General features: G+C 29.7%; 25 protein-coding genes. 19 read left to right on the forward strand and 6 right to left on the reverse strand.

The annotated features are described in order from the left end of the window. Positions 1–62 precede the first annotated feature (62 nt). The 5 genes from bamA to BW723_RS07990 form a co-directional block, all read right to left on the reverse strand. On the reverse strand, positions 63–2,600 hold the full coding sequence (gene bamA / locus BW723_RS07970; RefSeq protein ID WP_068356370.1) for an outer membrane protein assembly factor BamA: 2,538 nt from the start codon (positions 2,598–2,600) through the stop codon (positions 63–65). Next, positions 2,569–3,312 (reverse strand): isoprenyl transferase, encoded by a 744-nt coding sequence (locus tag BW723_RS07975; RefSeq protein ID WP_068356368.1) that lies wholly within the window; start codon positions 3,310–3,312, stop codon positions 2,569–2,571. The genes bamA and BW723_RS07975 overlap by 32 nt, the downstream gene beginning before the upstream one ends. A gap of 3 nt (positions 3,313–3,315) precedes the next feature. Further along, entirely contained in the window at positions 3,316–3,993 is a 678-nt protein-coding gene (porG, locus tag BW723_RS07980) for a type IX secretion system protein PorG (protein ID WP_068356367.1), read from the reverse strand. A gap of 106 nt (positions 3,994–4,099) precedes the next feature. Further along, positions 4,100–4,999 (reverse strand): NAD kinase, encoded by a 900-nt coding sequence (locus tag BW723_RS07985; RefSeq protein ID WP_068356364.1) that lies wholly within the window; start codon positions 4,997–4,999, stop codon positions 4,100–4,102. A gap of 55 nt (positions 5,000–5,054) precedes the next feature. Continuing rightward, positions 5,055–5,714 carry a CBS domain-containing protein gene (locus tag BW723_RS07990; RefSeq protein WP_068356360.1) on the reverse strand — a complete coding sequence of 220 codons (660 nt, stop codon included), beginning with the start codon at positions 5,712–5,714 and terminating at the stop codon, positions 5,055–5,057. A 60-nt stretch (positions 5,715–5,774) separates the two neighbouring features. Between BW723_RS07990 and BW723_RS07995 the strand changes: the two genes are divergently transcribed. The 17 genes from BW723_RS07995 (at position 5,775) to BW723_RS08075 (ending at position 22,862) form a co-directional block, all read left to right on the forward strand. Further along, positions 5,775–6,488: a pyridoxine 5'-phosphate synthase gene (locus tag BW723_RS07995; protein ID WP_068356358.1), complete on the forward strand. Its 714-nt coding sequence runs from the start codon at positions 5,775–5,777 to the stop codon at positions 6,486–6,488. 53 nt (positions 6,489–6,541) lie between these two features. Beyond that, positions 6,542–7,291 carry a queuosine precursor transporter gene (locus tag BW723_RS08000; protein ID WP_068356355.1) on the forward strand — a complete coding sequence of 250 codons (750 nt, stop codon included), beginning with the start codon at positions 6,542–6,544 and terminating at the stop codon, positions 7,289–7,291. Positions 7,292–7,353: 62 nt separating this feature from the next. Next, entirely contained in the window at positions 7,354–8,064 is a 711-nt protein-coding gene (locus BW723_RS08005; protein ID WP_068356352.1) for a DUF547 domain-containing protein, read from the forward strand. A gap of 68 nt (positions 8,065–8,132) precedes the next feature. After that, a complete protein-coding gene (locus BW723_RS08010) occupies positions 8,133–8,468 on the forward strand; it encodes an arsenosugar biosynthesis-associated peroxidase-like protein (protein WP_068356349.1) in 336 nt (111 codons plus the stop codon). Positions 8,469–8,576: 108 nt separating this feature from the next. Then, positions 8,577–9,629, forward strand: coding sequence for an arsenosugar biosynthesis radical SAM (seleno)protein ArsS (gene arsS / locus BW723_RS08015; protein ID WP_068356346.1), 1,053 nt, complete (start codon positions 8,577–8,579; stop codon positions 9,627–9,629). A 112-nt stretch (positions 9,630–9,741) separates the two neighbouring features. Next, a complete protein-coding gene (locus tag BW723_RS08020; protein ID WP_068356344.1) occupies positions 9,742–10,422 on the forward strand; it encodes a TIGR04282 family arsenosugar biosynthesis glycosyltransferase in 681 nt (226 codons plus the stop codon). Positions 10,423–10,489: 67 nt separating this feature from the next. Continuing rightward, on the forward strand, positions 10,490–13,684 hold the full coding sequence (locus tag BW723_RS08025) for a SusC/RagA family TonB-linked outer membrane protein (protein ID WP_068356341.1): 3,195 nt from the start codon (positions 10,490–10,492) through the stop codon (positions 13,682–13,684). Positions 13,685–13,722: 38 nt separating this feature from the next. Beyond that, positions 13,723–15,162: a SusD/RagB family nutrient-binding outer membrane lipoprotein gene (locus BW723_RS08030; RefSeq protein ID WP_068356338.1), complete on the forward strand. Its 1,440-nt coding sequence runs from the start codon at positions 13,723–13,725 to the stop codon at positions 15,160–15,162. Further along, complete coding sequence (locus BW723_RS08035; protein WP_068356334.1) at positions 15,155–16,495, forward strand: sodium:solute symporter family transporter; 1,341 nt, start codon at positions 15,155–15,157, stop codon at positions 16,493–16,495. Before BW723_RS08030 ends, BW723_RS08035 begins: the two co-directional genes overlap by 8 nt. Further along, complete coding sequence (locus tag BW723_RS08040) at positions 16,483–17,310, forward strand: metallophosphoesterase family protein (protein WP_068356332.1); 828 nt, start codon at positions 16,483–16,485, stop codon at positions 17,308–17,310. The genes BW723_RS08035 and BW723_RS08040 overlap by 13 nt, the downstream gene beginning before the upstream one ends. A 10-nt stretch (positions 17,311–17,320) precedes the next feature. Continuing rightward, positions 17,321–17,809 carry a rhodanese-like domain-containing protein gene (locus BW723_RS08045; RefSeq protein WP_068356461.1) on the forward strand — a complete coding sequence of 163 codons (489 nt, stop codon included), beginning with the start codon at positions 17,321–17,323 and terminating at the stop codon, positions 17,807–17,809. Continuing rightward, complete coding sequence (locus tag BW723_RS08050) at positions 17,802–18,413, forward strand: TIGR04282 family arsenosugar biosynthesis glycosyltransferase (RefSeq protein ID WP_068356330.1); 612 nt, start codon at positions 17,802–17,804, stop codon at positions 18,411–18,413. Before BW723_RS08045 ends, BW723_RS08050 begins: the two co-directional genes overlap by 8 nt. A 6-nt stretch (positions 18,414–18,419) precedes the next feature. Next, positions 18,420–19,121 (forward strand): T9SS type A sorting domain-containing protein, encoded by a 702-nt coding sequence (locus BW723_RS08055; protein WP_068356329.1) that lies wholly within the window; start codon positions 18,420–18,422, stop codon positions 19,119–19,121. Positions 19,122–19,210: 89 nt separating this feature from the next. Further along, the gene (locus BW723_RS08060; protein WP_068356323.1) at positions 19,211–20,026 is read left to right on the forward strand and encodes a purine-nucleoside phosphorylase; all 816 of its coding nucleotides are present in this window, start codon (positions 19,211–19,213) and stop codon (positions 20,024–20,026) included. 123 nt (positions 20,027–20,149) lie between these two features. Next, positions 20,150–21,097, forward strand: a complete 948-nt coding sequence (locus tag BW723_RS08065; RefSeq protein ID WP_068356321.1) for an oxidoreductase family protein — start codon at positions 20,150–20,152, stop codon at positions 21,095–21,097. A gap of 1 nt (position 21,098) precedes the next feature. Further along, the gene (locus tag BW723_RS08070) at positions 21,099–21,917 is read left to right on the forward strand and encodes a 3'(2'),5'-bisphosphate nucleotidase CysQ family protein (RefSeq protein WP_068356458.1); all 819 of its coding nucleotides are present in this window, start codon (positions 21,099–21,101) and stop codon (positions 21,915–21,917) included. 57 nt (positions 21,918–21,974) lie between these two features. Further along, complete coding sequence (locus BW723_RS08075; RefSeq protein WP_068356318.1) at positions 21,975–22,862, forward strand: sterol desaturase family protein; 888 nt, start codon at positions 21,975–21,977, stop codon at positions 22,860–22,862. A gap of 31 nt (positions 22,863–22,893) precedes the next feature. On the opposite strand, the gene BW723_RS08080 is transcribed toward BW723_RS08075, so the two are convergent. Next, complete coding sequence (locus BW723_RS08080) at positions 22,894–23,427, reverse strand: DUF1599 domain-containing protein (RefSeq protein WP_068356316.1); 534 nt, start codon at positions 23,425–23,427, stop codon at positions 22,894–22,896. Between the two features lie 84 nt (positions 23,428–23,511). On the opposite strand from BW723_RS08080, the gene BW723_RS08085 reads away from it, so the two are divergent. Continuing rightward, positions 23,512–24,093 carry an LOG family protein gene (locus tag BW723_RS08085; protein ID WP_068356310.1) on the forward strand — a complete coding sequence of 194 codons (582 nt, stop codon included), beginning with the start codon at positions 23,512–23,514 and terminating at the stop codon, positions 24,091–24,093. A gap of 1 nt (position 24,094) precedes the next feature. Further along, positions 24,095–24,916, forward strand: coding sequence for a dihydropteroate synthase (gene folP, locus BW723_RS08090; RefSeq protein WP_068356302.1), 822 nt, complete (start codon positions 24,095–24,097; stop codon positions 24,914–24,916). Positions 24,917–24,932: the final 16 nt, after the last annotated feature.

Consider the following 24,932-nt stretch of genomic DNA (forward strand, 5'->3'; position numbering starts at 1 on the left):
TATAATGTATTTAGAAAAAACCGTGCCAAAAAAACTTTCGACATTACAAATGTACAGTTTTCCTAGAATTGTCTTCCAATAATAAAATGTGTTTGCCAACCAGATTTTTCGATCTGTCCTGGTAAAGGATCAAAACCATGAGCAAAGTCGATACCTAATAAACCAAAGGCAGGCATAAATATTCTTACACCTACACCAGCTGAACGTTTTAATTCAAACGGATTAAATGTCTCAAAATTGTCATAAGAATTACCTGCTTCTAAAAATCCTAATGTATAAATAGATGCAGAAGGTGAATCTGTAATAGAATACCTTAATTCCATTTGAAATTTATTGTAAATAGTACCACCTTCAGCAGAAGATAATTGGTTGTTTTCATAACCTCTTAATCCAATAGTTTCTCTACCATCTAACTGAAATTGTGCAATTCCATCTCCACCTACAAAGTATCTTTCAAATGGGTTTTGCCCTAACTCAGAATTATAATATCCTAAATATCCCATTTCTGCATTGGTCATTAATACTAACTTATCAGTAAAAGAAGTATACCATTTACCTTTTGCAGTTATTTTATAATACTCTAACCACTTGTATTTTTCTTCAGGATCTAGGTCAGAGTAATCTTTACCATTAATTAAAGAATATGGTATTGTAGCTTTAACTCCTAAAGAAAATTCAGATCCGTAAGTAGGGAAAATTAAACTAGGTCCTGCAGAATTTCTACTAAGAGTTGCGTTATAAGCTAAATTGTTTAATGTACCATTACTTAATATATCAGAACCTACTCTAAATCCGTAGTTGTTTAATTTAAAGCTTTGGTAACTAATTGTTTGTGATAATTGAAAGTAGTCATCTGGCCATTTTAAACGTTGTCCTAAACCTAAAGATGCACCTACAATACCTAAACTCTGACTCTTATCTACAACACCAGTTGTAAAATCATACTGATATTGATTAGATGAGTAAATAGAAAAAGACAATGATTGTGGTTTTTTACCTCCTAACCAAGGCTCTGTAAAAGAGAAACTGTATGTATTGTAAGTTCTACTTGTTTGTAGTCTTAATGCTAAAGATTGACCATCACCCATTGGTAAAGGCTTGTAAGCTTCTTTGTTAAAAATGTTTTTAATAGAAAAGTTGTTAAAAGATAAACCTAAGGTACCAATAAAAGATCCACCACCATAACCACCTTGTAGTTCTATTTGGCTACCACCTTTTTCTACAACTGTAAAATCGATATCTGCAGTTTTATTATTGTAATCTGGAATTACATCTGGAGTAACATTCTGATCAAAGAAACCTAATTGGCCAATTTCTCTAATAGATCTAATAATGTTAGTTCTACTAAATAAATCGCCTGGTTTAACACGTAATTCTCTAAAAATAACGTGGTCGTTTGTTTTATCATTACCAGAAACTGTTACTTTTCTAATTCTTGCTTTTTCGTCTTCACGAATTCTAATTTCTACTGTAATAGAATCGTTTTCTACTTTTGTTTCTACTGCATTTACTTGCGAGAATAAGAATCCATTATCTTGATAAAGTGTAGATAAATCATCTGATGTTGGAGAATCATCACCTTTTACACGTTCTTTAAGTACAGCTCCATTATAAACATCACCTTTTTCAATTCTTAAAACTTGGTGTAATTGCTCGTCTGTATATTCTTTGTTACCAACAAATAAAATATCAGCAAATCTATATTGTCTACCTTCTTCAATATCTATGTTTATATTGATGGTGTTATCGTCGTTCCAAGAAATTCCTTCGCTTAAAATACGTGCGTCTCTATAACCAATTCTACTATATTTGTCTAAAATGCTTTCTAAATCTGCTTGGTAATCTTCTTCTATATATTTTGATGATTTCCAAAAACGCCCAATCATTTTTTCTTTGGTGTTTTTCATTGCTTTACGAAGACTCTTGTTAGAAAGTGCTTCGTTACCATTAAAAAAGATATATTTTATTTTAATTTTAGACCCCTTATCAATAAAGACATTCATATTAACAGCATTCATATCTGAAGTGTCTTTTTTAATATCTAGGTTAACTTTTGTTTTTAAGAAGCCTTTATCTGTATATTTTTTTGTGAAATAGTTTTTTGTAGTTACAATTAAGTTATCTGTAACCATAGCCCCAGTTTTTAGCTCAGCTTCTTTTTTAAGTTCTTTGGCTTTAGATTTTTTTATACCACTAATCTGTATTTGATTTAATTGTGGTAATTCTTGTACATCAAACTGAAGATAAACAGTATTACCATCTAGTCTTGCTAAATAAACATCTACATTACTAAACTGTTTACTTTCGTATAACTTTTTAATAGCACTTGTTAATTTGTCTCCAGGTAATTTTATGGCTTGTCCATTTCTTAAACCTGTAAATACTTTTACAGTTTCTTCGCTAAACTTTTTTAGACCTGTAACAGAAATGCCACCTAAAATGTATTCTTTACCTTTTTCGAAAGAAAGGTTTTTAGAAATTGTGTCTTTTTTTGTTTGTGCGTTAGCACTAAAAGTAAAAAATAGTGCAAAAAGCACTACTGCAACAGAACCTAAATTGATTTTAACCTTATTCTGTAATTTGTTCGCTTGTTTTTCCAAATCGTCTTTCTCTATTCTGATAATCTATGATGGCATCATAGAAATGTTCTTGTCTAAAATCTGGCCAAAGTACATCTGTAAAATATAATTCGGCATATGCCAACTGCCATAATAAGAAATTACTAATGCGTTGTTCTCCACTAGTTCTTATCATTAAATCAACGTCGGGCAAATTAAATGTATATAAATGGTTATTTATAGTATTTTCATCTATTTTTTCTAAATCTAGTTCTTTATTAACAACTTTTTTAGATATGTTTTTGATTGCATTAACAATTTCTTCTCTTGAGCCATAGCTTAAAGCGAAGGTTAATACAATGTCTTTGTTATCTTTAGTTTCAAAAATAACATCATTTAAAACTTTTTGAGCTTTTTTTGGAAGTGTTTCTATGCAACCAATTGAGTTTACTTTAACTCCTTGTTCCATAAATTCTGGTAGCTCTTTTTTTAATGAATTTATTAATAAACTCATTAAAGCATCTACTTCTAATTTTGGTCTGTTCCAGTTTTCGGTAGAAAAAGCATATAAAGTAATTGCTTCTACATTTACTTGAGAAGCTGCTTTTACAGATTCTCTAACAGCAGTTAAGGCATTTCTATGACCAAAAATTCTGTTCATTCCTTTACCTTTTGCCCAACGACCATTACCATCCATAATAATGGCAACGTGTTTTGGTGTTTTTTGCAAATCGATGAGTAGTTTTTTATCCATATATTAAAATCCTGTGGTGTAACAAGCTGGTCTACCAAAAGTATAAATTAGTGAAACACCTGTAAACATATACCAGTCTTTACTTGTGCCACCAAAATTTAATCGATCTACAGTTTCTGTATTATAATCTAAATCGTCTGCAAAAGAATATCTAAATTTAGTTTCTAAAGCAAACGCTAAAGAACCTATTAATTTAGATTTAAAACCAACACCAAAAGGTATAGTAACTCCATTTTTAGAATCGTAAATAAATTCTTCTGGTTGGGTTTCTTCAACAATATATTTATAATTAAAAACTGCCAAATCTATGGTAATGTAAGGTGTCCATGTTTTACCTGGTGTAGATACATCATATTCGTAAAAATTATATTCAAAACCTACAGCCAATTCGTTTATTGTATTAGAGAATGTTAAGCCTCTACTTATTTTGTAATCTGTATCTGCTTCAAAATCACTTGCGGTTATTGGTAAATAACTGTAAGTTGCTCTTAAAGCAATTCTAGGATTCCAGTTGTATTTAAAAAATGCAGAACCAGCAATATTGTTAGGATAAATGTAATTGGTTCTACCAATGTCTCCAACGTAATTAGAACCACCAACAAAAATTCCGGCTTCGTAAACCTGCCCTAATAAAATATTAGAAAAGCTAACAAAAAATATGATTAATATACTTTTTTTCATCCTAAAAAATAGCGAGCAAATATATGGATTTCAATTTGCTTTATAAAGTTAATATTCAGTCTTTTTTGAATAACTGTTATTTTGACTTTTTATTGTAGTGTTTAGGTTAAAGATTGGTTTCGTTTCTAGTATCTTCTCCCCATAATAATTTACTGCGTAAAGTTCGTAAAAATGATTGATTATTAGGTATAATACTTTTAACTGTAAAAGTAGCTTTTTTAATAAAAACTGCTGTGTTTTTGTGTATGGTTGTAATTCTAGAATCTAAAGAAATTAAAAAATCTTTTTCTCTAGAATCTATGGTTAATTGTATGCTTGTATCATCTGAAATAACCATTGGTCTTGCATTTAAATTATGTGGTGCAATTGGCGTAATAATTAAATTTTTAGAATCTGGCGAAATTACTGGTCCGTTGCAACTTAAAGAATATCCTGTAGAGCCTGTTGGTGTGGCTATTATTAAGCCATCTGCCCAATAATTAGTTAAATACTCGTGGTTTAAACTTGTTTTTACACCAATCATAGAAGTGGTGTTTTTTCTGGCAATGGTAACTTCGTTTAATGCAAAATTAAGTTCAGATAATTCTTCTGTTTTGGGTGTTGTTTTAACTTCTAATAAAGTTCTTTCTAAAATTGAATATTCTCCTTTTAAAATAAGGTTAATACTTTCCCTTATCGATTTTTTGTTGATGGTGGCTAAGAAACCTAATCTACCCGTATTTATACCTAAAATTGGTATGCCTAAATCTCTAATATAGGTTACAGCTCTTAAAATTGTTCCATCTCCACCCAAGGTAAATAAAGTATCGAAAGAAGTATTTAAATCGTTAAAATGAGAAAAAGTAGGATATTTTTTGTCTAAAATGTTACCAGCTATTAATAAATCGTAAAATTTCTTTTCAATAAAACTTACAATATTATTTTCTTGTAGTACATCCAATAAAATCTGTATCTCTTTCTCAGCAGAAATTGAATAAGACTGGCCGTAAATTGCAACTTTTTTCATTTTTAATTTAATAACTTATTAAAATAATCAACTAATTTTTTAATAAAATGATCAGTTACATTTCTAAATATTTCTGTAAATATTCCGATCTATTTTTTAAATCCTCTAAATAAATATCATTTTCATGATTAGACACAATTTTATAATCATAACGCCTAAAAGTTTGTATGATTTCATTTATTTCATCAGAAACTATTTTTAAGGTTATTTGCACGTGATCGTTTGGTTTGGCAGATACATATAAACCTAAAAGTTTACCACCATTTGCTTCTACAATTTGCGAAATTTCGCCCATAGAATAATCTTCTTCTAGCTTTTCTATAATTAAAGTTTCGCTTTCTTCAATCATAAAAGGGCTTGTAGAAAAAACATCTAAAACATCACATAAATCGTAATAACCTATGTATTTTTTGTCTTTGCTTAAAACCGGAATTATAGTAGTATTATTATCAGCAAAAATTTTTAATAATTCTAAAACTGTTGCTTTTTCATCAGCAAAAAAAGAAGTCATTAAGTAAGAATATTCAACCAATTCTTTCTCTTTTTCATCTATGGTTTGTATGTCTTCTTCTGCAAAAGAACCCAATAGGTTATTATCCTCAATTACAGGAAAATGTGTAATTGGGTAATTTTTAAATAATTTTTTAGCACTTTTTACAGTCGATTTTAAACGGAGTGCCTTTATTTCTTTTAAGATGTAATCGTTTATATTCATTCTTTACGAATATAGGATAAAATGATTTAATAAATTATCTTTGATGCCTAATTTTAGACAATGACAAAGTTAAGTGTAAATATTAATAAAATAGCAACATTACGTAATTCAAGAGGTGGTAATGTGCCGAATTTATTAAAAGTGGCTACAGATATTGAGAATTTTGGTGCAGAAGGAATAACAATTCACCCAAGACCAGATGAAAGACATATTCGTTATCAAGATGCTAGAGATTTAAAAAAGACAGTTACCACAGAATATAATATTGAGGGTAACCCAATAAAATCTTTTATGGATTTGGTGTTAGAAGTTAAGCCAACACAAGTAACTTTAGTGCCAGATGCTGTAGATGCAATTACGTCTAATGCTGGTTGGGATACTATTAATAATCAAGCTTTTTTACAAGAAGTTATTGCCGAATTTCAGAATAAAGGAATTAGAACTTCAATTTTTATTGATACAGATTTAAAATTGATAGAAGCTGCTGCAAAAACCGGTACAGATAGAATTGAATTGTACACAGAACAATTTGCTAGTGAGTACGAAAAAGGAAATAAAGTTGCTGTAAAACCTTATACAGAAGCGGCTATTTTAGCGCATAAATTAGGTTTGGGTATTAACGCAGGTCACGATTTAAGTTTAGATAATATCAAATTTTTTAAAGATAATATTCCTAATTTAGATGAGGTTTCTATAGGGCATGCGTTAATTGCAGAGAGTTTGTATTTAGGCTTAGAAAATGTAGTAAGTATGTATTTGCATCGTTTAAAATAGCCCTTGTTTAGAATTCATAAATCTTACTTGGTAAAAATTTGTAACTTCGCTAAATGACAGCAAAAGACAAGCAACTTGCCCATAAAATTTATTTAATTCTTGCTGCCTTATTTATAGCATCATTAGTAACTTCCAATCTAATTTTTCAAAAATTCTTTTATTGGTATCCTTTTGATGTTACAATTTTTGATACAAAATTATTTGAGGTTTCTGTAGGTTTATTACCCTATCCAATCACTTTTTTAATTACAGATATTTTATCAGAAATTTATGGAAAAAGAAAAGCAAATGATGTAGTTATTGCAGGTATTTTTGCCTCTTTTTTCTCGTTATTAATAATTTACATTTCTAAAGAAGCACCAGCAACAAGCTGGTCTCCAGTTAATGATGGAATATTTGTAAACGTTTTTGGTGCTGCTCCTTTAGCGGTTTTAGCATCGATGATGGCGTATTTGTTTGCGCAATTTATAGATATTAGAGTCTATCATTTCTGGAAACAATTCACAAAAGGAAAACATCTTTGGTTACGTAATAATTTTTCAACTTTTTCATCACAAATAATAGATACACTTACAGTTTTACTCTTATTATGTTCTTTTGATATTATAGATTGGAGCAACTTTTTAGGTCTTTTAATTAGTGGTGTAATTTTTAAGATGATGATTGCTTTTCTAGATACACCAATTCTATACCTTGTAGTTTATACATTTAGATATCGATTTAAACTTAAAATTAATGAAGAAATAAATGATGCTGTTTTGTTAGGTGTTAATAATGAGGTTGATAAAATAGGTTTAGAATAAATTTGATAAAATTCTGTAATTATTGATAAAAGTGTTCGTCTAAAAAATCAGAAATTATAAAAATGAAGAAAACACTTTTTTTATTGATGACAATTTTTACTTTTTTACAAGTAAATGGGCAAACATCAATTTTTAATGATTTATTGCAAAAACACGTTTCTGATACTGGAATTGTAGATTACAAATCTTTTAAAACTGATGTATCAAAATTAGATACTTATCTTGATTATTTAAAGAAAACTTCTCCTGATAATTCTTGGTCAGAAAATAAACAGAAAGCCTTTTGGATTAATGCTTATAATGCATATACCATCAAATTAATTTTAGACAATTATCCTTTAAAATCAATAATGGATATTAAACAAAAAGGTAAAACTGCTTGGAAAATTCTTTTTGTAGAAGTAGCTGGGAAGACTTATACTTTAGATTTTATAGAACACGAAATTTTACGTAAAAAATTATTTGACCCTAAAATTCACGTAGGTGTAAATTGTGCATCTGGTTCTTGCCCTAAATTAGGTAATAAAGCATTTACAGAAGAAAACATAGAAGCAGAATTAACACAATTAATGAAAGATTTTGTGAATGATGTTTCAAGAAATAAAATATCAAAAAGGAAAGTTCAAATTTCATCTATTTTCGATTGGTTTAAAGAAGATTTTACTAAAAATGGTACTATAATCGATTATTTAAATCAATTTTCAGAAATAGAAATAAACCCAAAAGCTAAAATTAGTTATTTAAAATACAATTGGTCTTTAAACGAAAAGTAGTGTTACAGCTTTTTGAGTTTAATTTTCAAAACAAGTTGTATCTTTCATCCTTTTAAATAAAACAATTTATGTCGAAACCTTATTATGATGCAGCCGATTTAAGAAAATTCGGAAAAATAACAGAGTGGAGTGAAGAACTTGGAAATAAATTCTTTGATTATTATGGTAAAGTTTTTGAAGAAGGAGCGCTTACTGCTCGTGAAAAATCTTTAATTGCTTTGGCTGTAGCACATACAGAACAATGCCCATATTGTATAGATGCGTATACAAAAGATGGTTTACAAAGAGGAATTACAAAACCAGAAATGATGGAAGCCATTCATGTTGGTGCTGCAATTAAAAGTGGTGCAACTTTAGTACACGGAGTACAAATGATGAATAAAGTAAACAAATTAGAAATGTAAGCAGAGAACCATTTTTGCTGTTCGCAAAAAAGGTGTGAATCGCTTATTCTGGTGACAATTAGAATCTATTTATTAAATAAAAAAGATACTGAAACAAGTTCAGCATAAATGAAGAAATCGCTCAAAGCAAGAAACAACGATATTGCAAATACGTCTCGCCAAATGGAAATTCTTTCTAACGGAATTTTCGCAAATGGAGAATTACCCACTTTTGCTGCTAAAATTAAAGAGACCAATCAGTTTCCTTTACGTCCTAAAAAACTAGAGATTTTACAAATCAATTTAGGTTATATGTGTAACCAAGTTTGTGCACATTGCCATGTAGATGCTGGTCCAGATCGTAAAGAAATTATGACTCTAGAAACAATGAATCAATGTTTGGAAGTCATTAAAAATACAGGTGCACATACTTTAGATTTAACTGGTGGTGCTCCAGAAATGAATCCTAATTTTAGATGGTTTGTAGAAGAAGCTGCAAAAGCCGGAATTAAAGATTTTATTGTTCGTTCTAATTTAACAATTATTAGAGCAAATAAAAAATATTATGATTTACCAGAGTTTTTCAAAAAACACAATGTACACGTAGTTTCTTCAATGCCTCATTGGACACGTGGAAAAACCGACAAACAACGTGGAGATGGAGTTTTTGATAAATCAATTAAAGCTTTACAAGAATTAAATGCAGTTGGTTATGGATTAGAAGGTTCTAGTTTAAAGCTAGATTTGGTTTACAATCCTTCAGGTGCATTTTTACCTGGAGATCAAATGGCTTTAGAAAATGATTTCAAAAAAGCATTAAATGCCGATTTTGGAATTGATTTTCATAGTTTATTTGCCATTACAAATTTGCCAATCAGTCGTTTTTTAGATTATTTAATCGCATCAGAAAACTATGAAGATTATATGTTTTCTTTGATAGAAGCGTATAATCCTACTGCAGTAGCAAATGTAATGTGTACAAATACTCTTTCTGTAAGTTGGGATGGTTGGTTGTACGATTGCGATTTTAATCAAATGCTAAATCTTAAGGTAGCTAGTACAGTAAAACACATTTCTGAGTATAATGAAGAAGTTTTACTAAACAGAAATATAATTATCAATCAACATTGTTATGGTTGTACTGCTGGCGCAGGTAGTAGCTGTCAAGGAGTTGTTGCGTAATATAATTCTGCAAGGTGTTCTCAAAGTATAAATGTTTCTTACAGGTGTAATAATTCAACCAACTAATTAGAGTAAAACGACAAGGTTTTAGCAACTTTGTATCAATAAAAATTTGAACAATAAAACTGCCATATTAATTTTTGCAAATTCAGCTAATAAAGAAGTTGAAAGAAAATCATTTCTATCTAAAGAAGTGTTTGCGAAATTAAATGCACAGACTTTAAAAACAGTTCAAAAATCGGGTTTAGATTATTTTCATTTTTCAGAAAAAAATCAAGTTGGTGCAACTTTTGGAGAACGTTTTACAAATGCAATCGAAACTGTTTTTAATAAAGGTTACAAAAATGTTATTACCATTGGTAATGATACTCCTCATTTAAAAACAAAGCATTTAGTAGAAACTGCAAATCAATTTTTAAAAAAAGAGTTGGTTTTAGGACCATCAAAAGATGGTGGTTTTTATTTAATGGGTATTTCTAAAAAGCAGTTTCAAAAAGAAGCTTTTTTAAAATTACCTTGGCAAACCAATCGTTTGCAAAGTTCTATTGTTCAAATAGCAACAAACCAAAAAAATAAAATTTCTTTTTTAGAAGTTTTAAATGATTTAGATGCTAAAGAAGACATTTTAAAAATAGTCAATAGTTTAAAATCGATTAGTTTATCAATATTAAAATTATTAATTGCTCTTGTTTGTATTGATAAAAAAAGCATTAGTATGTACAAATTGTACACTTTAGAAAAATCTTTTTCTAAGCTTTTTAATAAAGGCTCTCCTGTGTTTTTGAATAACTAAACTCGCTACTTTATTCAAAGTCAATTATTCTAAATTCAATCAATTTTTACACAAAATCATTTTTTTAATGAAATCTATTTTTATGTGGATTTTTATGCTGAGTATCAGTATAACCTTTTCGCAAACTAAAATTTCAGGAACAATTACCGATAAAATTTCTGGAGAAAAAATTCCATTTGTAAATGTAGTTTCCTCTTTAGGTATAGGAACAACATCAAATGATAATGGGCAATATGAAATTAATATTTCATCCGAAGACAAAAAACTAATCTTTTCTTTTTTAGGATATAAAACACAAGAGGTTTCTATAGATAACCGGTTGGTTATTAATGTGCAGTTAGAAGAATCTGCCACTAGTTTAAATGAAGTTGTAGTTACTGCTTTGGGTTTAAATAGAAGAACAAAAGAATTGGGTTACGTAGTTCAAGAAATTAAAGCAAAAGATGTTGCTGATGTAAAAACAGTAAATTTTTTAGACAATTTATCAGGAAAATTAGCAGGTGTAACCATTTCTCAAGGGGCTACAGGAGTTGGCTCATCATCAAAAATAACCATTCGTGGCGAAGCTTCTTTTTCAAACAATAACCCACTTTTTATTGTAGATGGAACACCAATAAATAATAATTCTGTTTTTAATTTTACTAACGAAGCAGCTGCTGGTTTTCAAGAAATTGACTTTGGTAATGGAGCAATGGAGGTAAATCCAGATGATATAGAATCTATTACTGTTTTAAAAGGACCAAGTGCTGCTGCATTATATGGAACTCGTGCTTCTAATGGAGTTATTGTTATTAAAACAAAAGATGGTAGTAAAAAGAAAGGATTAGGCATTAGTATTAATTCTTCAATTACCTTCGATGCTGCTTTTCGTTTGCCAGATTTTCAGAATGAATTTGGGCAAGGAAATTCTGGACAGTTTGAATATATAGATGGTTTAGGTGGAGGAATAAATGATAATATTACTTATTCTTGGGGGCCAAGATTAGAGGCTGGAAATTTAGTTAATCAATTTGATAGCCCAGTAACTTTACCAGATGGAACTGTAGTTAGAGGTGGAGATACTTCATTATATACAGGTTTACCAATAACACCAACTTTATTTAAATCTAACTCAGATAATTTAAAAGATTTTTATCAAACAGGGGTTACAATTATTAATAATATTGCGATTAACGATAGTTTTAATAGAGGAGCTTATAGATTGTCTCTAACAGATTTAAGTAGCGAGTCTATAATTCCTGGTGTAAATTTAGATAGAAAAACTGCAGCTTTAAAACTTAATTTTAATCCAACAGAAAAAACGAAAATTACAACTTCATTTTCATATGTAAATTCTAAAAGCGATAATAGACTAGCTAATGGATATGGAAGTGAAAATGCAAATTATTCTTTAGTGGCTTGGGGACCTAGATCTTTAAATATTGATAGTTTACGCGATTATTGGCAACCTGGTTTAGATGGTGTACAGCAATATTCGTTTAATTATACTTTTTTTGATAATCCGTTTTTTATTTTACACGAAAATACCAATTCATTTAACAGAGATCGTGTTTTTGGTAATGTTGCCATCAACCATAAAATCATAGAAAATTTAAGTATTGCTTTGCGTTCTGGGATGGATTATTCTTCAGAAATTAGAGCCTTTAAACGTAATTTTAGTTCCAATCGTTTTAAAAATGGAGCCTATGCAGAACACGATGTTTTTTACCGAGAAATTAATACAGATTTTTTAATTAATTATAATAACAATTTTGGTGATATTTCTTTTGATATTTCACTTGGAGGAAATCGTTTAGATCAAAATGCATCTACCAAACAAACACAAACTACAAATTTGGCTCAGCCTGGTATTTTTAGTTTAAATAATGCAGCTTCACCTATAGAAGTTTTTGAGTTCGAATCAAAAAAACGAATCAACTCCATTTACGGAATTGCAAAATTAGGATATAAAGATTATCTGTTTTTAGATATTACAGGACGTAATGATTGGTCTAGTGCTTTGGCTACACCTTTTTCTGTAGATGGTACATCATTCTTTTATCCTTCAGTATCAACAAGTTTTATTTTGTCTAACTATACAGATTTACCAGAGAATATTTCATTTGCAAAATTAAGAGCAAGTGTTGCACAAGTGGGTAATGATACAGATCCTTATCAAACTTCAGGCGCTTTTGTTTCGCAAACAACTTTTAATGGTCAAGCCACTTTTAGCAATCAAGATTTTATACCAAATTCTAATTTAAAACCAGAAATTACAACTTCTTATGAGTTAGGTGCAGATTTGCGTTTCTTTAAAGATCGATTAAATATAGATTTTACATATTATCATGCTACAACAAAAGACCAAATTATTTCTTTACCAATACCAATTTCTTCGGGTTATAATCAGCAAGTAATTAATGGCGGAAAAGTAAATACAAGTGGTGTAGAAATTATTTTAGGAGGCAAACCTATTAGAAATGAAAACTTTAAATGGAATACCATTTTTAATTTTGCAACCAACAAATCTATAATTAAAAATTTACCACAAAATGATGGTCGTTTAACCTTGGCATATAGTAGAATTTATGATAGTGCAAACCAAACTGTTTGGTTTCAAGTAGAAGAAGGTGGCCAAATAGGCGATATGTATGGAACAGGTTATGAGAAAAACGCTAATGGCGAATTTCTTTTAGATGATGATGGAAGATATATTGCCAATAATGAGTTGATAAAAATCGGGAATTACAATCCTGATTTTACTTTAGGATGGAACAATTCTTTTAGCTACAAAAACTGGAATGCAAACTTTTTGTTTGATTGGAGACAAGGAGGAGAAATTGTATCTAGAACAAGAGCTTTAGGAAATGTTGGTGGGCAATTGGCAGAAACAGCTTACAGACCAGAAGCAGGAATTGTTGCACAAGGCGTTAATATTAATACAGGTTTAGCGAATACAGTAGCAGTAACAGCAGAAAGCTATTACAGACAGTTTTACGATAGAAATCACGAAGAAAATAATGTATATGATGCTTCTTTTTTAAAATTACGTCAATTTTCAATTGGTTATGTTTTAGAGTTAAACGAAGGTTTTTTAGGGTTAAAAAATCCATCTACAATGAACTTTTCTTTTATAGGTAATAACTTATTTGTAATTACAGAAAACCCACATTTCGATCCAGAGCAAGTTGCAGTACAAGGTAATGGTTTTGTAAGTGGAGTAGAAGATATGAGTTATGCAACTAGCAGAAGTTTAGGTTTTAAAGTAAGTTTTAATTTCTAGTTTTCACTAAGGTGAAAAACGCAATAAAAAATAATACAATGAAAAAAATTATATACATATTCGCATTTTTAGGATTTATAACTACAAGTTGCACCAAAGATTTTGAAGAGATAAATACCAACCCAAATGCACCTGTTGCTGTGCAACCCAGTTTGTTGTTAAGACAAGTTATTTACGATTTTGGAGAGCAAATGAGTTACGAAGGTTTTGTGGCAGGAGATTTATTAGCGCAACATAGAACAGCTTTAGATTTTAATTTATTTGATAGACACGATTTAAAAAGTCCGCAATTAGGTGGTAATCCTTGGTCTATTTTTTATGTTAATTTACGTGATAACGAAATCATTTTAAATCAAAGTAGAGAAACAGCAGCTTATACAGTTTACGAAGGCCCTGCTTTAATTTTAAAAGCATACATGGCTGCTGGTTTAACAGATTTATTTGGAGATGTTCCTTATTTTGAGGCCTTTAATGGTGTTGAAGGTTCTGTTACTCCACAATACGATTTACAAGAAGATATTTATCAAAATGAAAACGGAATTCTAGATAATTTAGATAAAGGTATTGCAGCAATTAACGCTTACACAAGTTCTATAGCTTTAGAGGGTGATATTCTGTTTAATGGCGATTTACAATCTTGGATTCAGTTTGCCAATTCTTTAAAAATAAAATATTTAATTCGTATTTCTGATAAGGTTGATGTTTCTTCGGATTTGCAAACTTTATTTAATAATGGAAATTACATCAGTACAAATAGTGAAAATGCAGTATTCGATTTTACAAATTCTGAACCAAACAGTTTTAGGTTGGCACAATTAAGAGTTGGAGATTTCAATAACTTTGTAATGTCTGAAACTATGGAAGAAATTTTGGTTGATTTAGATGATAATAGAATATCAACATTTTTTAGAACTTTTACCAATTCTATAACAAATGAATTTAATGGATTAATTAACGGAATAAATTCTTCTACAACTTCTATAGCTATAGCAGATTATTCGCTTTCAGGTACTATTTTTAGAAAAGATACATCTACCTTAGATGCTAATTTTATGACAGCTTGGGAAACCAGTTTTTTATTAGCAGAAGCTGCAGAAAAAGGATTAATTTCTTCGGATGCAGAAACTTTATATAACTTAGGCGTTGCACAAGCTTTTGAATATTGGCACACAGATTTACCTACAACATATTTAGCAGGAAACGCAAATTATAATGCAACAGGTACAACTCCATTACAACAAATTATTACTCAAAAATGGATAGCTGCTGTAATTAATGGTTATGAAGGTTGGATTGAGTATAGAAGAACAGGTTATCCTGCATTAAAAGATGTTGCTGCAAGTTTAAATAATGGTTTAATTCCTGCAAGAATGCCTTATCCTGCAGAAGCTGCAAGTTTAAATCAAGATAATTATAGTGTGGCAGAAGCAGCAACAAATGGTAATAGTTTAAATGTAAAAGTTTGGTGGAATGAGTAGTTTAAGTATAGTTCATTGGCAATGGTTATTGGTTGTTTGTTCTAGTTTAATATTGTTTTTCTTATCGCCTTTGGCAAAAACAACAGACGAGTTTTTTAAAGCGGTTCATAAAAAGAAAGCGCCCAATACTTTAGTGCTTACAGGTAGTTTAATTATTTCTTGGATTTTTGCAAAAAGCATAACCAACGCCGCTAATTTAGGTTTAGCATTTGGTTTAGTTGGTGGTGTTGCATATTCTGGTTATTACCTTTCTTTTGCAGTAGCTGGTATTATTATTTATCAGCTTAGAACAAAAGGAAATTATAAAAGTATTCACGAATTTTTAAACACAAAATTTGGAAAAAAAGCAGTAGCCATTTTTTCTATTTTAATTGCTTTTCGATTGTTTAATGAAGTATGGAGTAACACTATGGTTATAGGTAATTATTTTGGAGAACAAGGTGCTGCATCTTACTATTGGGCAATTGTTGTTTTTACTTTTTTAACTTTAAGTTATGCTTTAAAAGGCGGTTTAAGTAGTTCTATTTTTACAGATGTAATTCAAATGGTTTTATTTGCTATTTTGTTGATGGTAATTTTATGTACTATTTTTTCTACGGATAATTTCTCATCAAAAGAAATTATAAACTCTGGAACTTGGAACTTTGAATTAGGTTTAAATTTATTTTTTGCAGCACTTTTACAATCATTTAGTTATCCTTTTCATGATCCTGTTTTAACTGATAGAGGTTTTATAACATCTCCTAAAGTAACACGAAAAAGTTTTTTATGGGCTGCATTGTTAGGCGCTTTTTGCATTATATTTTTTAGTTTTATTGGTATTTATGCTCAAACAAAAGGTATGCAAGGTCAAGCTGCAGTAGATGTGGGTAAAGCATTTGGTGTTGTTATTCTATTAGTAATTAATTTTATTATGATAACTTCTGCAGCATCTACTTTAGATTCTACCTTTTCATCATTCTCTAAGTTATTAGTTATTGATTTAAAACTTAAAAAAACAGTTTTTTTTGGAAGAATTACAATGATTACTGTTGCTGTTTTAGGTACAATACCTGTGTTTTTAAATGCAGAAATTTTATCTGCAACCACTATTTCTGGAACGATGGTTATTGGACTAACTCCTATTTTTATTTTCTGGAATAAAGAAGTGCCTAAATCTAGTTTTTATTGGTCTATTTTTTGTGGTTTGTTTTTTGGAATCTTGTTGGTTTTTAATCTTTTTCCAGAAGAGTTAATTTTTACAAAAGGTAAATATGCAAGTTTACTTTGGTCTAATCTTTGGGGAATTTTATGTTGTACCCTTTTATATTTTATTCCTAAATGGGTCAAATAATAGAAAATATAGGTAATATATCTGGTAAGATGCTACTTTTTGGCGGTGTATATAGTAATTTACAAGCCTTAGAAGCTTTAAAGCAAATAGCAGAAAAAGAAAATATTCTTCCAGAGAATTGTATTTCTACAGGAGATCTTGTTGGGTATTGTGCACAACCAGAAGAAACGGTAGAATTGTTTAAATTATGGGGTGCAAAAAGTATTGTTGGTAATGTAGAAATTCAGTTAAGAGAAAATGCAGAAGATTGTGGTTGCGATTTTCGAGAAGGTTCTAGGTGCGATGATTTCTCTCAGCAATGGTATCCTTATGCACAAAGTAAACTATCAGAAAACTCTTTAGATTTTTTAAAAACATTGCCTAATCACATCAACTTTAATTATGCAAATAAAAGTGTTACTGTAGTTCATGGATCTTATTTTAACGTTTCCGAATTTATTTTTAAATCTACAGATTGGTACAATAAAAAAACAAATTTTGAAGCTACAAAAAGCGATGTTATTATTGCAGGTCACTGTGGGTTACCTTTTCATCATCAAGAAGAAAACAAAATTTGGTTAAATCCTGGTGTTATTGGAATGCCTGCAAATGATGGTAGCCCAAATGTTTGGTATGTAATCTTAAATGATTGGCAAGAAAGCTTTAAATTTACACATCATACATTAGCTTATAATTACAAATTAACAAGTAGGCTAATGCGTAATGGTTTATTGCCAAAAGAGTACGCAAGAACCATCGTAACAGGTATTTGGGATAATACAGAAATTTTGCCAGCTTTCGAAAGTGGTTTACAAGGTTTTGGAATTCAACTTTAAATTTAGATTAATGAAAAAAATAGCGCTCTTTTTTTTACTTTTTTCATCTGCTTTGTTTGCTCAAAAAAAGCTAGATAAACTGTTGAATAAATTTAATAAAAACAATGTGCCCTATATTTCTGTAGATTCTTTAGCTAAAACCAACGCTATTTTGTTAGATGCCAGAGAAGAAAAAGAATATAAAACCAGCCATTTAAAAGAGGCAATTTGTGTGGGTTTTGATAATTTTAATGTAGATAAAACAATAAATAAATTACCAGAAGATAAGAATACAAAAATAGTAGTGTATTGCTCTTTGGGTATTCGATCAGAAATTGTCGCTCATCAATTAATTAAAGCAGGTTATACCAATGTTTACAATTTATATGGTGGTATTTTCGAATGGAAAAATGCCAATTTTAAAGTGATTGATACATTAGGAAAACCTACAGAAAAAGTACATACATTTAATAAAGATTGGAGTAAATGGTTAAAAAAAGGAAAGAAAGTTTATGAGTAAAAACTTACTACTAATCTTTACTAGAAATCCAGAATTAGGCAAAGCAAAAACACGTTTAGCTAAAACTGTTGGAGATGAAACAGCGTTAGAAATTTATAAATTCTTACTACAAAAAACCAGAGATATTTCATTAAAAGTAAATGCAGATAAAGCCGTTTATTATTCTGTGAAAGTTAGAGAAAATGATATTTGGGATGCTAAATATTATCAAAAATACCAACAATTTGGTGAAGATTTAGGTATTAGAATCTTAAACGCATTTAAAAATGGTTTTGATTCTGGCTACCAAAAAGTAATGATTATTGGCAGTGATTTGTATGATTTATCATCAGAAAATATTCAAAAAGCATTTGCAGAATTAGAGAATAATGATGTGGTTATTGGTCCTGCAGAAGATGGTGGTTATTACCTTTTAGGGATGAATGCATTGCAAGAAAAAGTGTTCAAAAATAAAAAATGGGGTACAGAAACTGTAAGAAAAGATACATTATTAGATTTACAAGATAAAAAAGTGAAATTATTAGCATATAAAAACGACATAGATGTATATGAGGATATTATTGATATTCCAGAAATTATGTCAAAGTTTATAAATGTTAAATAATCACGAATGAATAAATTATTACTTATTGCTTTTTTAAGCCTTTCTTACCTTCAAATTAATGCGCAATGTGCAGAAACTTTAACAGGTTTTGGTAACAATCCAGACCAAGATTCTTATAATATTGTTGGTGATGTTACTCTTATTTTAAATACCAACAATACAATTACATTAAATTTAGGAAGTAATTTTAGAACTGCTCCTGGGCCAGATATTAGAGCTTTTTTGGTAGATTCTAATGGTATTTCTGATGATGTTTTAGCTACAACTTTAATCGCAAATTTAAATCATTTCGAAATCGGTTTAACACAAGATTCAGGCAGACAGTCTTTTACAGTTGCAATTCCTGATGATAAAAATATAACCGATTTTGATAAGGTCTTTTTCTATTGTTTAGAGTTCAATCATTTTTGGGATTTAGGAACTTTCACTAGTTTTTCATCAGATAATTGTTCAGTTTTAAATATTGATGAAATAAAACTTGATAGAATATCTATTTACCCAAATCCAGCAAAAAATAAGATTCAACTTTCAAATATCAATGCTATTTCTGCCGAAATTCGTATTTTTAATGTTTTAGGGAAACAAGTTTTTCATCAATCTAAAATCACAAATAATAGCATAGATATTTCTTCTTTTAAGAAAGGTGTTTATTTAGCTAAAATTAATGTTGATGGTAAAACAAAAACACAAAAATTAGTAATTCAATAAAAATATCATTATAAATTTAAAAGTAATCTTATTGATAATAAAGATGTTACATTAAATTTCTTCATTTATAATGATAAAATAGAACATAAATGAAACAACAACAATTACAAAATACAATTGATTTTTTAAAGTCAGCAGGAATTACAAATCCAGAAATAGGAATTGTTTTAGGTACAGGTTTAGGTAAATTAGTCAATGAAATTGCAATAGAAAAAGAAGTAGCTTATACAGATATTCCGAATTTTCCTGAGGCAACTGTAGAGTTTCATTCTGGTAAATTGATTTACGGAGAATTATCAGGAAAAAAAGTATTGGTAATGTCTGGTCGTTTTCATTTATACGAAGGGTATACTCCTTGGGAAGTTACTTACGGAATTAGAACAATGCACGGATTAGGAATCGAAAATCTATTAATTTCTAATGCAGCAGGTGCTATTAATTTATCTTACAAAAAAGGCGATTTAATGCTGATAGAAGATCATCTTAATTTACAAGGTCAATCTCCATTAGCATTTAAAGGAGCTAATAATTTTGGTAATATTTTTGCTGATATGTTAGCACCATATTCAAAAGAATTAAATATCAAATTGAATTTGGTAGCTACAGAACAAAATATTCAATTACATAATGGAACTTACGCAAGTGTTTTAGGCCCTCAATTAGAAACAAGGGCAGAATATAGAATGTTGCAAATTTTAGAGACTGATGCTGTTGGTATGAGTACAGTTCCTGAAGTTATTGTTGCAAAACAACTCAATTTACCTTGTTCAGCAATTTCTGTTTTAACAGATGAATGTGATCCTAAAAATTTACAACCAGTAGATATTGCAGAAATTATTGCTATTGCTGGTGAAGCAGAACCGAAAATGATTGCTTTGTTTAAGGGAGTTATCGAAAAATTATAAAGTTAAACGAGGCTTTTTAGGTTCTTAAAACCTTAAAAGAACCTTAACGATATAAAAACTAATAGAAAAGGTTACCAAAACTTAAAGGGCTACACTGAAAAAGCGTTACTATTTAAAACCTATATGAACAACCATTTCAAATCCATCATCCTACAAAAAACGGGTGCATCATCTTTACAAGAAAAAGAAGTAATTCAATCACTTTGGAGTGGTTATGGTAAAATAATTCGTGTAACATTAGAGGGAAGTCCGCTAAAAAGTGTGGTGGTAAAAAATGTACAATTGCCTAAACAATTGAATCATCCTAGAGGTTGGAATTCTGATATTGGTCACCAAAGAAAATTAAAATCCTACCAAGTAGAATCGTATTGGTACAAAAACTATAGCAACCAAAGTAAGGCACGTTTACCAAAATGCTTGGCTATTACAAAAAAAGAAGGTGAGGTTTTAATAGTTTTAGAAGATTTAGATGAATCTGGATTTTTATTAAGAAAACAAAACGTAAGTTGGCTAGAAATTGAAGCTTGTTTGCAATGGTTGGCTAATTTTCACGCTAGTTTTTTGGGGAAAGATCCCATAGGACTTTGGGAGGTTGGTACTTATTGGCATTTAGCAACGAGGCCGCAAGAACTAAAAGTTCTAGAAGATATTGAATTGAAAAAAGCGGCGGCTGCAATTGATAATGCATTAAGTAATTGTCAACACAAAACCTTTGTACACGGAGATGCAAAATTGGCAAACTTCTGTTTTTCTAAAAACGGACAAGTAGCTGGAGTAGATTTTCAATATGTTGGTGGTGGTTGTGGAATGAAAGATGTAGCCTATTTTGTGGGAAGTTGTTTAAATGAAAACGATTGTGAGCGTTTAGAAAGCAAAATTTTAGATACCTATTTTAGCCATTTACATAATGCTATAGGTTATAAAAATGAAGCACTAGAAAAAGAATGGCGAGCATTATATTACGTAGCCTGGGCAGATTTTCATCGATTTTTAAAAGGATGGAGTCCTGGTCATTGGAAAATTAATAGCTATAGTGAACGGATTACAAAACAAGTTATTAAAAATTTATAAAATGGATTTACAAAACCTTACAGATATTGCTATACAAGCAGCTTTAGCCGCAGGCAAAGTCATTCAAAAATATATGAATGATGATGTTACTATTTTAGAGAAAAAAATAGGAGATTCTTTGGCATCTCAAGTACTTACAGAAGTAGATTTAAAAAGTGAAGCAACTGTTTTATCTTATCTTTTACCCACTTGTAAAACCTATGATTTGGGGCTGTTAACAGAAGAGCAAGAAGATGATAAAAGTAGATTTTCTAAAGAATTTTTCTGGTGTATAGATCCTATAGATGGTACGTTAGCATTTATAAAAAAGCAAGCTGGTTTTTCGGTTTCAATTGCATTGATTTCTAAAGAAGGAGTTCCTCAAATTGGAGTTGTTTTTGATCCTACAACCAATAATTTATATCACGCCATAAAAGGACAAGGTGCTTTTAAAAATAGAGAAACTTGGCAATTAAATGAACCCAACAATTATTTAACCTATACTATCGAAAAATCGTTAACAACTTTACCAGAAAAAGATGAATTTATAGCAATTTTGAATCGAGAAAAAGAAAAATTAAAATTAAGCGAATTGAAAGAGCATTTTGGTTCAGGTTCTGTTTTAAATGCAATAGCAGTGGCTGAAAATAGACCTGCCATAATGTTTAAATTTCCCAAAAAAGAAAATGGTGGAGGTTCTTTTTGGGACTATGCTTCAACGGTGTGTATTTTTAATGAACTCGGTTTGCAAGCTGGAGATTTTTATGGAAACGCATTAAATTTAAATAGCGAAAAAAGTACGTATATGAATGAGAAAGGAATATTCTTTTGCAATATGTAAATCCGATAAAAATCGTCACTTTTTCAATTGTGCAACTCTTCATAAATTTGTGTTTGAATGGAAAAATATCTAGAAATCATAAAAAACTCATATTCCAGTTACTGGAATTATCTCAAAAATTCGGTTTTTATGGAATTAAATTGGGAGAATTATTTTTATGGTTTAATCATAATTTCTTTAATAGTTTGGGGTTTAGAAGCTATTTTTCCTTGGCGTAAAAATCAATCTCTATTCAGAAAAGATTTCTGGTTAGATACATTTTATATGTTCTTTAATTTCTTTTTGTTAAACTTAATTGTGTTAATCGCGTTATCTAATTCAGCATCAGAATTGTTTAACGATGTTTTGGGGATTGTGGGGTTGTCAATTAAAAATTTTCAGCTTTTAGAAATTAATAAATTACCTTTTTTTACAAGAATCTTCATCTTTTTTATTGTAGTAGATTTTGTACAATGGTGGACACACAGATTGTTACACAGAGTAGAGTTTTTATGGAACTTTCACAAAGTACATCATTCAGTAAAACAAATGGGCTTTGCTGCACACTTGCGTTATCATTGGATGGAACCTGTGGTTTACAACTCTTTAAAATACATTCCTTTGGCAATTATTGGCGGATTTTCTGCTAAAGATATAGCTTTTGTGCACTTTTTTAATATTACAATTGGGCATTTAAATCACGCAAACATTAATTGGGATTATGGTGGGTTAAAATATATTTTTAACAATCCAAAAATGCACATTTGGCATCATTCTAGAGAATTACCAAAAGAGAGAAAATATGGGGTAAATTTCGGAATTACTCTAAGTATTTGGGATTACATTTTTAAAACCAATTACATACCACATTCAGGTAGAGATATTGAGTTGGGGTTTGAGGGTGATGAAAATTTCCCTAAAGGATTTATTCAGCAAGAAATGTATCCTTTAGGTAGAAAAGATTAAATTTTGTTCCTTTTAAACTTTGTAACAAATATTATCCCAAATGAATCATTGCAAAAACAGCATAATTAATCATATCTTGATAATTAGCATCAATACCTTCAGAAACTAAAGTTTTACCTTTATTATCTTCAATTTGTTTTACACGTAATAACTTTTGTAAAATTAAATCTGTAAGGCTAGAAACACGCATATCTCTCCAAGCTTCACCATAATCGTGATTCTTGTTTAGCATCAACTCTTTAGTAATTTTAGTATGCTTATCGTATAAAATGGTAGCATCTTCAGTGTTTAAATCTGGGTTATCTACAACACCTTTTTCTAACTGAATTAAAGCCATAATAGAATAATTAATAATACCAATAAATTCAGATTTTTCACCTTCATCAACTTTTCTTACCTCATTTTCTTGTAACTGACGAATTCTTTGCGCTTTAATAAAGATTTGATCTGTTAAAGAAGGCAAACGTAAAATTCGCCAAGCAGAACCATAATCAGACATTTTTTTGATAAATAAACTTCTGCAATTTTCAATTACAGCATCATATTGTTTTGAGGTGTCTTGCATTTTTGTAAAAAAGTATTTTTTCAAAAGTAGTAAATCTTAAAAGCATTTCATTTATTTTTACTGTGAACTTATCAACGAAACAAAATGAATAAAATTGCTGTTTTTTGCGGCTCAAGTTTAGGCTTTAATTCAATATACAGAGATGTAGCTAAAGAACTGGGGAACTATTTTGTAAATCATAATATTGGCTTGGTTTATGGTGGTGGTAAATTAGGAATGATGGGTGTTATTGCTGATGAAATTCTAGCAAATAATGGACAAGTTATAGGTGTAATACCTAAATTGTTAGAAAAAGAAGAAGTAATGCATTCTGGTGTAGAAGAAATGATTGTTTGTAAAAAAATGAGCGAACGAAAAGTTATTATGAGCAAATTAATAGATGCTTATATTACATTACCTGGAGGTTTTGGTACTTTAGATGAACTTTTTGAAGCTTTAACTCTAAGTCAGTTACAAATTGAACAAAAACCCGTTGGACTTTTAAATATCAATGGTTTTTTTGATGCTGTTTTGTTGCAATTAGATAAAATGGTTGAAGAAGGTTTTTTAAAACAAATAAATAGACAAATGCTTATTGTTGCAGATTCTGTTGATGATTTAATGCAAAAAATGAATGCATACAAAGCACCAAAAGTTACTAACGTTATTAACAAAGTAGTTCAATAAAATGACTATAAATTGTAAAGGCACATTAATAGATCTATCATCACCAAAAGTGATGGGAATTTTAAACATAACTCCAGATTCTTTTTTTGATGGAGGTAAGTATAAAGACGAATCAGCAATTTTAAATCAAGTAGATAAAATGTTGTTAGAAGGTGCAACTTTTATTGATGTTGGTGCGTATTCATCAAGACCTGGAGCTGCACATATTTCTGAGGCAGAAGAGTTGCAAAGAATAATTCCAGTTATTGATTTGTTGATAAAAAACTATCCTGAAATTATTATTTCTGTAGATACATTTAGAAGTAAAGTTGCTGAAGCTACTGTAAATTCTGGTGCAGCAATAATCAATGATATTTCTGGTGGAAATATGGATACAAATATGTTTAAAACAGTTGCCAATTTACAAGTGCCTTATATTTTAATGCATATGTTAGGTACACCACAAAATATGCAACAGAACCCAGTATATGATGATGTAGTAAAAGATATTATTTCCTTTTTTGCGAAACAAATATTAGATTTACATCAACTAAAAGTAAACGATATTATTATTGATGTTGGTTTCGGGTTTGGAAAAACCATTGCGCATAATTTTAAAATTTTAAGTAATTTAGAACTTTTTAAAAGTTTAGATGCACCAATTTTAGCAGGAATTTCAAGAAAATCGATGTTGTATAAAACCCTAGATATTTCTGCACAAGAAGCTTTAAATGCTACGACATCTGCAAATACAATTGCACTGTTAAATGGGGCAAATATTTTGCGCGTGCACGATGTAAAAGAAGCTGTTGAAGCTGTAAAAATTGTTGAACAAGTAAATTAAATAGTAAACTATAATT

Source organism: Polaribacter reichenbachii (assembly GCF_001975665.1).
GTDB classification, from domain to species: Bacteria; Bacteroidota; Bacteroidia; order Flavobacteriales; family Flavobacteriaceae; genus Polaribacter; species Polaribacter reichenbachii.